Below are 11,403 nucleotides of genomic sequence, written 5' to 3' on the forward strand. Positions count from 1 at the left end.
ACCTCACTCCCCTAGGAAAGCGGTCGGCCGCAGCGAAACGGAACGTCCTATCTACGGACAAAAACCCACAAAAAAAGAGAGCAGGCACAGAGCCCACTCCTCACTCCACAATCAACGGAACCACACGGCCCCCATTCACATCAATCAACCCGCGATCCGTAATCTTCAACGCCGGACTCACAGGCAACGACAGCGTACTCAGCGACATGATCACATTATAATGCTCATACCCCATCGCCTTCAGCGAAGCCGTCACATGCCCCACCTGCTCTGACACACACTCAAGCTTATCCTCAGACAGAATCCCTCCAACCGGCAGCTCAAGCATCGACAAAATCTTGCCACCTTCCACACAGCACACACCGCCCTGCTTCCGGATCACTTCATTCGCCGCCAGTAGCATATCCTCTGGACTATGCCCCACAACAAGCAGATTGTGATTATCATGTGAATAAGTCGTCGCAAACGCACCGCTCTTGATGATATCACCGGCAATCAACCCATGTGCCCGGCTCTCCGTCCCGTATCTCGAAAACGTCGCGATCTGTGCCAGACCGCCTCCTTCCCACTCGAGACGTCCTCCACTGGACACCACGGACCGGTGGACTTCCTCGGTGAAGGTCGACCCGTTCTTCACCTGGATCACCCTGCACATATAAGCACCGTCAGCTTTCCCGCTCTCCATGGTAAAATCGTCCAAACTCAATTCAGCAAGGTCGACACTTTTATAGAAGGATTCAGGGAAAGCCCGATCCGGTTCAGCCTGATCATACGATTGATTCACATCATAGACCCGGCGACCCGCTTTATACACCTCATTGATTTCAAACGACTCGAGATCTGAAACCAACAGAAAGTCTGCCACCTTCGAAGGCGCGATCGTTCCCCGATCATACATACGCATCCTCTGGGCTGGTGTATAGGTACACGCATAAATGGCCATCTCGGGCGTCATCCCCATGGCGATTGCCTTCTTCAGCAGGACATTCAAATGGCCCCTCTCTGTAAAGGAATCCGCCATCACATCATCGGTGATGAAGCAAAAGAGCTCCTCCACCGGCTCGCTGATCAGGTATTCCATCACCTCGGGCGTCATGGACTTTTCCTGGATTTCAACGAACATGCCGGCCGCCATGCGCTGCTCCATCCCTTCCACTGTCTGGTGCGTGTGATCGGAGTGGACGCCGGCGAACGCGACCTGCTGAAGCTCGAGGTCCAGCAGCTTCGGTACATGCCCCTCGATGATCAGATCCGGATACTCGCGGTTCATATGCTCAAGGATGGCGTTCGTCTTACTCGGTGCTTCCGTGATGATTTCATAGAAGTTCATGATTTCTCCCAGGCATTTGATCCTTTCCGTCCGGAGAAGATCATCGATTTCCCCGATGCCGATGGCCCCTCCCGTCGTTTCCATGGAAGTGGCCGGGACAGAGCTCGGAATCGAATAGAACATGTCCACTTCGCACGATTCACTGGCGCGGATCATTTCCTTCACACCGGACAGGCCGAATACATTGGCCATCTCATGGGGTTCGGGCACAATGGTCGTGACCCCGTTCCGGATCAGGCCGTATGAAAAGGTAGCGGGTGTCACCATGGTGCTTTCTATATGAAGATGGATATCGATCAGACCCGGGACCATGTAGGAACCGTCCCCTGCCACGACGTCGGACGCTTCGAAATACTCCGCTCCCCGGTCCCCGATATAGAAGAACTTTCCGTCTTTGATGGCTACGTTCCCTTTTGTGAATCGTTTAAAATAACTGTTGTAGACGCGAACGTCCGTTACCAGCATATCGACTTTCATACTTTCCCTCCTAAAGCTATTCCACCACAACCATCTGATCCTGAGGTATTTCGAGCGAGACCTTTTCTCCCGCACGGTAAGGCAGTGCTGTTTCTTTATTCACGGTGAAATCGCCAAGGGCTGTTTCCACGACGAATTGGAAGCTGCGTCCAAGGTAGGTCGAGATCTTCACGATGCCGGGAATGATGTTCATTCCTTCCTTCGTCCCTTCATGGAGCAGGAGGTTGTCCGGCCGGATGGCACCGATCTTTCCTGATCTGCTCATTTGCGGATGCCTGGTCAAGACAAAATCATGACCAGAAACGGATAGCCGGATCGTGTCCTCTGCATCCTGCCGCTCCTCAAACTCGATGAAGTTCTTAAACCCGATGAAATCAGCAATGAATCTCGTTTTAGGATACTGATAGATGCTCGTCGGTTCATCGAGCTGTTCAATGACGCCTTTGTTCATGATGGCTACCTTATCGGAGATGGAGAAACACTCCTCCTGATCATGGGATACGTAAACCGTTGTAATCCCGAGCTCCTGCTGGATCCGGCGGATTTCCACCCTCATGTTCACTCTCAGATTGGCATCGAGGTTGCTGAGCGGTTCATCGAATAACAGGATTTCCGGTTCGATGACCAAAGCCCTGGCAATTGCGACACGCTGTTTTTGTCCCCCTGACAGCTCTTTCGGGTATCGTTGATCGTAGCCTGCAAGATCGACGACCTCCAGTACTCTCTTTACCTTTTTCTCTATCTCTCCTTTTCCAAGCTTCCTCAGCCGGAGTCCGAATGCCACATTATCAAAGATTGATAAATGGGGGAAAAGGGCGTAGTTCTGGAATACAAAACCGAAATTACGCTTGTTCACGGGAACCTTCGTATAATCTTTACCATTCAGAAGGAATTTCCCCTTGTTCGCTTTCAGGAATCCTGCGATCAATCGGAGCGTGGTCGTTTTCCCGCATCCACTTGGTCCAAGCAGGGAAACGAGCTGACCCTTCTCGATCTCAAGATTGAAGTTCTCCAGGATCGTTTGCTTATTATAGGAAACAGATACATCGTCCAAACTAAATAATGCCAATGGAGTGGCCCCCTTTTATCGTTTAGTGAAATAAGATAGTCCCATCAGTCTTTCAACCATGAACATGAAGAATGCCGTGATGACCATGAGGAGGACGGAAATCGCCGCGATGGTCGGATCGAAATAGTTCTCAACATACGTGAGCATTTGGATCGGGAACGTAGAGATGCCCGGTCCGGTCATGAATACGGATATGTCGACGTTATTGAAGGATTCCAGGAATGCGATCATGACCGCTGCCAGGATCCCTGACTTGATATTCGGCAGGACGACGATGAAGAACGTCTTGACCTTGCTCGCTCCCAGGCTCTCTGCAGCCTCTTCGATGGAAAAATCAAAGTTTGATAGACTCGATGAAATGACCCTGATGATGAAAGGGAGCATGATGATGGTATGACCGATGAAAAGCGCTGTATAGATCGGAAGCTGATAGGCCCCGACGATATAGCGAAGGAATGAAAAGCCAAGGACGATCCCCGGTATGAGGATCGGGGAAATGAACACGGCATCGAGCAATTTCTTCCCTTTGAAGTCGAATCGACTCAGGGCATATGCCGCCGGGATGCCAAGGACAAGGGCGAATAGATTCCCCATGAGAGAGACAATAATGGATGTCTTGAATGTGGAAATAAACATCTGCACATCGAATATATTCAGATACCATTTAAATGAAAGATGTTCCGGCGGGAACTTCAAAACGCTCCCACCCTCAAAGGACGTCACCGATATAATCAGCAAAGGTCCCAATAAGAATAGAAATACCAGGAATGTGAAAAATGCCAATCCTCGATTCTTCTGCATCGACCTCTACCCCTTCGGATTCAATTTACGTGCTAATGCATTCATGCAGGCAATCACGGCAAACGTGATGACAATCATGATGGTGGCGACAATGGAGGCCACCTGCCAGTCATTGAGCGTGATGGCGTTCTGATACAGGAAAGTGGAGATGACCCGCTGCTTGCCCCCCAATAGGGCAGGTGTGGTGTACGCCGTGAAGCTGCCCACAAAGACGAGGATGCTCCCTATGACAAGTCCCGGCACACACAGGGGAAGAACGACCTTCAGGAATACAGTGGCCTTTGATGCCCCCAGGCTTTCGGCTGCTTCGAGAAGATCATGCTGGATGTTCTCCATGACCCCCACCAGGGAAACGATGATTAAGGGAAGAAATAAATGAACCAACCCGATGATGATGGCCGTCGGTGTATAAAGGATATCGAGAGGTTCGTGAATGATGCCCATCCCAAGGAGCATCTTATTCAACAATCCATTTCGTCCGATAATGATCATCCAGCTGAACGACCGGACAACCGAACTCGTCAGCAATGGGAAGATCGTAAGAAGCAGAAGGACTGCCTTCATTCTGCCCCCGAGCTTTGAGATATAATAAGCTGCCGGAAACCCAAGGATGATACAGATCAACGTCGTCAGCAGGCTGACCCGCAGCGTGGTGAATAGAATATCAAGGAAATATCGATCCTTCAGGAACGTCAGGTACCCGTCTAAGGTGATCCCGCTTCCGTCGGTAAACGTCGTCCCGATCGTGAGGACGATGGGAATAATCATGAATACCGTCAAAAACAGGATGCCAGGTAGCATCAATAGATACATATAACGCGTCTTCATACTCAAAAACCCCTGTCTCCAATAGATTAAGATGAAACGATGGAATGGAATAATCGTAGGAAAGCCGCTTCATCGACCTCCGTACAGACGGATAGATTCCTGTCTTGCTCCAACCTGTTCTGGAAGTCACATACGAGTTGACCATCACATAGCTCGCTCCTCGTCTCCACATCGACGAAGAAGTCCTCGGTCTTGACGAGACTTTTATCGATGGCAACCGCGACAGCAAGCGGATCGTGCATGGCACAACCGTCCACGCCGTTCCGTTTGAAGTACCGTTTGCGGTATTGAGCCGTGCTGTTATCGATATACTCACGGATCACGGGATTTTCAATCGCCTGGATATGGTCTTCCTTCAGGATTGCGTGTCTGGTGACATCGAGCCCCACCTGGGTGATATCGTTGAAGCCTGCGTGAAGCACAATCTTCACAGCCTCCGGATCTACCACCATATTGAACTCGGCCGTCGGCGTGACATTCCCCGGTCCCTTGACCACTCCGCCCATGAAAATGACTTCTTTCACATAGTGGACAATCTGTGGACATTTCTTAATCGCTAAGGCCAGATTGGTCAGTGGACCCGTCATGACAAGCGTGACCTCATGAGGGAAATTCAGGATCGAATTGATGATGAAATCAGGGGCAAATCCTTCCTCCGCAGGTCTTGATGGAAGGATATCCTTCAATTCCCCGCCAAGTCCGTCTTCCCCGTGTACCCCATGTTCGAAGAATTGGGGCCTGATCAAAGGGGCATCGGCCCCTTTGATCACAGACAGATTGGTTTCCCCGAGTAGATCCAAAACCTTCAGCGTATTGTCCGTTGCTTGATCAAGGGACACGTTTCCATTCACCGTTGTGATTCCAAGAAGATCGAACTCCCTGCTTTTCACTGCCAGGATGATGCCGATCGCATCATCTATGCCGGTATCCACATCAAGTATCAGTTTACGCTTCATGTCATCCACTCCCATTGTTAGTTTGCCAGTTCACGGTTCCAACGGTCGATCCACTGCTTGGAATTCTGATTCACAAACTCCATATCCAGCGTATTCAATCCTTCTACAACCTCTTCCCCGTACGTCAATCCCTCTGCTTCTTCCTCAGATAGCTTCACTTCGGTGTTGACAGGTGAATCGACCTTGGCCTTCGCTGACTTCTCTTGTACTTCTTTGCTCAATATATAATCGATGAACTTCTCAGCCATCTCTTTATTCTTCGAATCTTTTACAACGTTCACCGTATTCATGACGGCATATCCGCCTTTTTCAGGTGAAACGAATGTTGCACTCGGTACGGCTTCTTTCAAATCGGCGAAATACATTTCCATGATTGGTCCAGCCACGATCTCTCCCTGAGAGAACATATTGACGAATTCCGACGTCTGGCCGTATTCTTTCACAACATTCGGCAGGATGTCTTTCATTTGATCAAATGCTTGGTCTTCATTGAATGTGTCTGCGCCACTGACCTTCGATGCTGCATCAAGCATCATCGGACCGCTTGTGGAGGTGATCCCCGGAATGGTAATGGATGCCTTCAGATCCTTGCGCCATAGGTCATCCCAATCCTTGATCGGTTGTTTCACTTCATCCGCATTATAGGCGATACCAAACTGACCGACCGTATAAGCAGGACCATACTCTTCTCCAAGAGGAGCTTTAGCTACATCATAGATGGAATCAAGATTTTTCAGCTTTGAATGATCAATCTTCGCAAACAGTCCATCATCGATCCCCTGTTGCGCATAGTAGTCGGATAGGAAGATGACATCCACATCCCCGCGGCCTTGACGGACCTTATTCAAACGATCTGCGTTGTTGCCCGTGTCGAGGACGATTTCTACATTGTTCTCTTCTTCAAACGGCTTATACACTTCTTTATCGAAGAAGTCTTCAGCAAATCCCCATGTGGAGATGACGAGCTTCTTGGAATCCTTCTTACTGCCTGAACCATTACCACTGCATGCTCCCAGTAGGAAAAGCGACGCAACGGTAAGAATGACGATGAACTTTTTCATTTTCTTGACCCCCTGATGATTGTTTTTTAGTGAATAGCATATAAAAAAAGACAACCCTAAATAGAATAAAAGCATTCTACTCAAGATTGTCTTTTCTTCGTAAACAAAGATGAAACAAATCCAGAAGATTAAACGGCATCCCTTCAAGATGAATCAAGTCGGGACGTCCAGGTATTCTATTTGACGATGATGTTTGTGAAAGCAATCTGGGTGAGGGAATCGTAATCCCGTAGGACCGCCTCGATGTCCCATCCGATCTCTTTCAGCTTTTCTTTGAGCTTCTTCTTGAACAGGATCGACATGTGAAAATCGACTTCAAGCTTCAGATGGGGCGCTTCCCCTTCGAGAGCCTGTGATCTGGGTGCGCGGCGATGCTTCGCTTGAAACGTGATGATCTTTTCTTCGATCTTCACCTTCAGTAGTGTCGTCCCGAAACCGAATAGTTCCTTGGAGACGTCATTGTACAAGTGGGAAAGAATCTTTTTCGTTTCATTCGCATCCTTCGTCATCATTTCACCCGCCAACAAAGTTGTTACTAGTTATTATACATTTTTTTAGTAAGTTGACAATAGAATATACGGATTTTTATCGAAATTTGTAGATTTTTATTAAAATAACGTTTCCATATACACCTAATCACGAACATTAAAAGGCATACGACCAACCCTGGCCCTCATACACTACCCATATAGGCAGTTGGGAGGGATGATATGAATATCGCCGTCACCATCGGATTCATTTTTATTTTAGGCATGATCCTTGGGTTTCTCATCTTTTTTCTACGGAAGACGCTTCACGTGGAAGATGCAAGCAGGATCGATCCCCCAGTGGAAAACGAAGACGAATACACAAAGCCCGATTCCCATTAGGGAATCGGGCTTTTATGCGTTAGATCGTGACTTCTTTCCTTCCGGGCTTCATATCCCCCATACAGATCGGGCACTCCTTGGTCGATGCGCTCTCGCCTGGAGCGATCCGCTGCCATGCAATGCACCTCGGCTGGGTGCAGATCCAGGCATCGATGGAAATATAGACAGAATCCGCCTTGGGCTTCTTCACGGGCTCCTTCACCGGCTCCGTCTTGAAAATATCACTGATAAACCGGGAACAAGGGCGGGTCTCCCCCTGATAATAAGCAGGGGATGATATGTAAAGACGCTCCTTTGCCCTCGTAATGGCTACATAGGCGAGCCGCCGCTCCTCCTCGATTGCCTTCTCAAGCTTTTCGGACTTTTTCACATCCTTCAGCACCTTGTCCTCCAGATGATCCGCCTTCAATGCAGAGGAATGGGGAAGATTCCCCTCGATGGCCCCGATCAGGAACACGACAGGGAATTCAAGTCCCTTGGACCGGTGGATGGTCATAAGAGATACGCTGTCGGAATGTCTGTGCTGGTCGGAATAGACTTCTTCGTACTTCTTTTTCATTTCATCAATGAACGCGATGAAGCTTGCGATCGTCTCGAAACGCTTTGCTGAACCTTCCAGTTCATCGAGCATTTCTTTGATCATTTCCTTCTGCTCCGTCACGATATTGGACTCTTTCGCATCCATATACCGGTGGTAAAAGTCCCTCCTGATCCGTTTGATCGCCTGCTGAGGGGCGTGGTCCCGGATCATCTTCAAGAACGAGATCCTCTCATTGATCGATTTCACCTGGAACGGTTTCAGCCCCGGGATCTTCGTCACGTGAAGTAGCGGATTCGGGCTCTGCTCCTTCGTCTCACCCTGCCGGATCTGGGTCATCCCCCTTTCCTTGTTGATGAAAAGGGTCGGAAGGATGGATTCCATGGCAGAGAAGTTCCTCGGTACGATGGCGAGTCGCAGATGATCCACGACGGGCTTCACCATCCAGTTATCATAGAAAAGGGAATCCTTCTGGTTGTATGGTGTGAACGGGATTTCCTTCAGCAGCAGTTCCTCAAATACCGCCCTGCCGCTACTCATGGTCCGGTGCAGGATCGTCACGTCCTGATACTGATACCCGCTTTCGACGAGGCGCCTGATCTCTTCTGCGATCCACTGTGCTTCCTCATCGACGGTCGACGGCCTGGAATAAAGAGGCTTTTCCGCCTCGGGCTTCGTCGCGATCAACGTCTTGTCCCGGCGCTGTCCATTCCGGCCGATGACTTCATTGCCGAGACCGATGATGGAAGCATCAGAGCGGTAATTCTCTTGAAGGGTGACGACTTTCGCATCGGGGAACTCTTCATCAAAATCGAGGATGAACTCGTTCCTTGCTCCGTTGAAGGAGTAGATCGTCTGGTCATCATCCCCTACCACGAAAAGGTTCCCATGCGCCGCGATCAATTTGATCAGCTCATACTGCACAAGGTTTGTATCCTGGAACTCATCGACCATCACGTAGCGGAAACGATGCTGCAGCGTCTGAAGGAGATTCGGATTCATCATGAGGAGTTCATGTGCCTCCGTGAGGATATCATCGAAGTCCATCTTGTGGTTCATCCGTTTCCACTCCTCATATTTGAGGAGGATGCTCCGCGTTTCCTTTTCGGTTTTCGTCCCCTCTGGAAGCTCACGCAAATCGAATTTGTTCAATTTATAATGAGAAAGCTTGGCAAGGAGCGTCTCCGCATCATAGGGATTCTGGATGTTCATCCCGCGCTGGATCTGCTTAAGCAGGATCTGTTTGTACCGTTCATTCCCGATGACTTCCTGCGTGTACTGTCTGGAGCGCAGAAGATGAAGGAACAAGGCGTGGAATGTACTGGCATGCACCCGGTGTCCTCCTTCCGTCCCAGGAAGACGGGTGATCCGCTGCTTCATCTCATCGGCAGCCTTCTTCGTGAAGGTCACCAACAGGATATGCTGTGGTTCGATCCCCTTCACCGTCATCAGATAGCCTGTCCTGCTCACCAGGACCGTCGTTTTACCCGTCCCTGCTCCAGCAAGGGTCAGGCACGGCCCTTCCCCGTGACGGACTGCTTCAATCTGCGCCTGATTCAACTGAATCCCCGCGCTCTCTAATATTCTGAAATAATATGAATCTTCCTCATCAGGTGCCACAAGAGCCTCCGACGTCTGCCCATTCTGTAACGGGGCGACGGGAATCTCCTTCTTATCGGCATCGAACGGGTAGATGGAATAGTGGGTCAATACGTTATTCAAAGCTCATTCTCCTAGCTTTCCTGGCGATTCGTAACCAACTAATCATAACAATGATGAAACCGTCATGGCAATGACCAATCAACCCCTTAAACGGTTGTTTAACGAATGACCCTGTACTATAATAAGCATTTGCTCCCCCAACCAAACGTTTGTTTAACCCCATCGTCCTCTCTCATCAAACAACTTCTCCATAGAACTGTCTCTCTGACGTTAATCTACCCTCCAGAAAGGGAATAAGAAAACGGGTGATATACGATGAACATAACCAAATGGGGATACACGCGCTTCCGAAGCATCAAAGCTGAATTCGACCTGTTCCCGCACTCTCTCGTCATCCTCCGGAAAATACGATCCTACTATTTTGTTTACAACGTCCGCTGGTCTCCCCTCGATCCCGTGGTCGAGACCCACCACCTCGAAGAAATGGAACGGCTCGTCAACCGGGAAATGGACCTTGAGGATCAGTATTTGAAGCGACGGTCTGAATACTGATGTCCCAACAGACGATACCCCGACACGGAGCGTCGGGGTATCGGGGCGTGCACCGTCTATTTTTTTGCCGTGAAGAACAGTCGTTTGAAGCGAAACATGATTTCGCCGTTTACTTGTCTGGAATATTGTCCCTTAATCCCCTCAAGGATTTCCTGCTGAAAGGCTTGTTTTTTCTCTTCATCCGCCTCCAGGGCCTTCAAAAAGGGAAGGAGCTTCGTACCCTTCACCCATTCCAGGATCTCCTTATGCTCCTTCATCCTATGATAATAGGTGGTTTCCCACACAGAAAATTCGTCTGTAAGCCCTGACAGGATATCTACGTAATCCCCGACTGGAAGCTTATTCGTCTGAGAGAATTCCTTCTCCGTAAACCCCCATTTCGGATCACGGATCACTTCGTTGATCACCCGGAAAGCAGGAGACTCCTCATTGATTGGCATCTGCACAGCAAGCGTCCCCCCATCGTTCAGCAATCGGAACATCTCCCACAGCAACTTACCATGATCGGGAATCCATTGAATCACGGCATTCGAAAAGACAATATCATACCCCGGGTCCAATGACGGCAAGTCTGTGGACGCATCATACAAATCAAACCGCAAACGGGGATATGCCTCCCTCGCTGCCTCAATCATCGCAATAGAAGAATCAATCCCATACACATCTGCATCCGGATAGCGGAGATGCAACCGCTCCGTCCCGTTACCCGGCCCACAGCCAATATCAAGCACCCGGCGGGGATCTACATGATCAATCCGCCCAATCAAATCAATCGACGGCTGTGTCCGTTCATCTCCAAACATCAAATACTGAGAAGCATTCCACTCATTCATCCTCATTCCTCCATTTTCCACATCCTACCACCACTATAGCAAAGCCACCCTCCCCTAACCATTCACAGTTTTGGATCAGCCCCGATAAGAAAAACCGATCATCGACACCAACCACCACGTCACTAAAAAGCAGGGTGAAGCAAAAGTGATAACCCCCATCATCAACGCATAGTGCAGTGCAGCGAAGGGTGGCCGACTCCTGCGGAAAAGGCGGGCAGATGAGACCCCGCAGGCACGAGGAGGCTCATCGCTCGACCCGCGGAAAGCGGCCACCCGCAGCGAAACGGAACGAACCCATCACACTACACCCCCAACTCAAATCAAAAATATGGGGATGTATGGTCCATTATCCATCAAACACAGGGTGAAACGGGTCATCCCTTTCAACCCTCATCATTACCGCATAGTGCAGTGCAGCGAAGGGTGG

At 49.6% G+C, this 11,403-nt stretch carries 11 protein-coding genes; 2 read left to right on the top strand and 9 right to left on the bottom strand.

Annotation, left to right across the window (positions count from 1 at the left end; translation table 11 throughout):
- Positions 1–100: 100 nt before the first annotated feature.
- From ACNA6I_RS15730 to ACNA6I_RS15760, 7 genes are all read right to left on the bottom strand, one after another.
- Positions 101–1,807 carry an adenine deaminase C-terminal domain-containing protein gene (locus ACNA6I_RS15730; protein ID WP_416313741.1) on the bottom strand — a complete coding sequence of 569 codons (1,707 nt, stop codon included), beginning with the start codon at positions 1,805–1,807 and terminating at the stop codon, positions 101–103.
- A 16-nt stretch (positions 1,808–1,823) separates the two neighbouring features.
- The gene (locus ACNA6I_RS15735) at positions 1,824–2,876 is read right to left on the bottom strand and encodes an ABC transporter ATP-binding protein (protein WP_048007794.1); all 1,053 of its coding nucleotides are present in this window, start codon (positions 2,874–2,876) and stop codon (positions 1,824–1,826) included.
- Positions 2,877–2,891: 15 nt separating this feature from the next.
- Positions 2,892–3,677, bottom strand: coding sequence for an ABC transporter permease (locus ACNA6I_RS15740; protein WP_048007793.1), 786 nt, complete (start codon positions 3,675–3,677; stop codon positions 2,892–2,894).
- Positions 3,678–3,683: 6 nt separating this feature from the next.
- Positions 3,684–4,505 carry an ABC transporter permease gene (locus ACNA6I_RS15745; protein WP_048007792.1) on the bottom strand — a complete coding sequence of 274 codons (822 nt, stop codon included), beginning with the start codon at positions 4,503–4,505 and terminating at the stop codon, positions 3,684–3,686.
- A gap of 26 nt (positions 4,506–4,531) precedes the next feature.
- Positions 4,532–5,461, bottom strand: a complete 930-nt coding sequence (locus tag ACNA6I_RS15750) for a nucleoside hydrolase (protein ID WP_048007791.1) — start codon at positions 5,459–5,461, stop codon at positions 4,532–4,534.
- Positions 5,462–5,478: 17 nt separating this feature from the next.
- Positions 5,479–6,522, bottom strand: coding sequence for an ABC transporter substrate-binding protein (locus ACNA6I_RS15755; protein ID WP_048014750.1), 1,044 nt, complete (start codon positions 6,520–6,522; stop codon positions 5,479–5,481).
- 176 nt (positions 6,523–6,698) lie between these two features.
- Positions 6,699–7,034, bottom strand: a complete 336-nt coding sequence (locus tag ACNA6I_RS15760) for a hypothetical protein (protein ID WP_048007789.1) — start codon at positions 7,032–7,034, stop codon at positions 6,699–6,701.
- 198 nt (positions 7,035–7,232) lie between these two features.
- Here ACNA6I_RS15760 and ACNA6I_RS15765 point away from each other — a divergent pair, with 198 nt between their 5' ends.
- Positions 7,233–7,391, top strand: a complete 159-nt coding sequence (locus tag ACNA6I_RS15765) for a hypothetical protein (protein WP_156183299.1) — start codon at positions 7,233–7,235, stop codon at positions 7,389–7,391.
- A gap of 19 nt (positions 7,392–7,410) precedes the next feature.
- Here ACNA6I_RS15765 and ACNA6I_RS15770 read toward each other — a convergent pair whose 3' ends face one another.
- Positions 7,411–9,651: an ATP-dependent helicase gene (locus tag ACNA6I_RS15770; RefSeq protein ID WP_063191434.1), complete on the bottom strand. Its 2,241-nt coding sequence runs from the start codon at positions 9,649–9,651 to the stop codon at positions 7,411–7,413.
- 255 nt (positions 9,652–9,906) lie between these two features.
- Between ACNA6I_RS15770 and ACNA6I_RS15775 the strand changes: the two genes are divergently transcribed.
- Positions 9,907–10,143 (top strand): hypothetical protein, encoded by a 237-nt coding sequence (locus tag ACNA6I_RS15775; RefSeq protein ID WP_048007788.1) that lies wholly within the window; start codon positions 9,907–9,909, stop codon positions 10,141–10,143.
- Positions 10,144–10,199: 56 nt separating this feature from the next.
- On the opposite strand, the gene ACNA6I_RS15780 is transcribed toward ACNA6I_RS15775, so the two are convergent.
- Positions 10,200–10,976, bottom strand: coding sequence for a methyltransferase domain-containing protein (locus tag ACNA6I_RS15780; RefSeq protein ID WP_048007787.1), 777 nt, complete (start codon positions 10,974–10,976; stop codon positions 10,200–10,202).
- Between the last annotated feature and the right edge of the window lie 427 nt (positions 10,977–11,403).

The sequence above is a fragment of the Rossellomorea sp. FS2 genome (assembly GCF_047915635.1).
GTDB classification, from domain to species: domain Bacteria; phylum Bacillota; class Bacilli; order Bacillales; family Bacillaceae_B; genus Rossellomorea; species Rossellomorea marisflavi_A.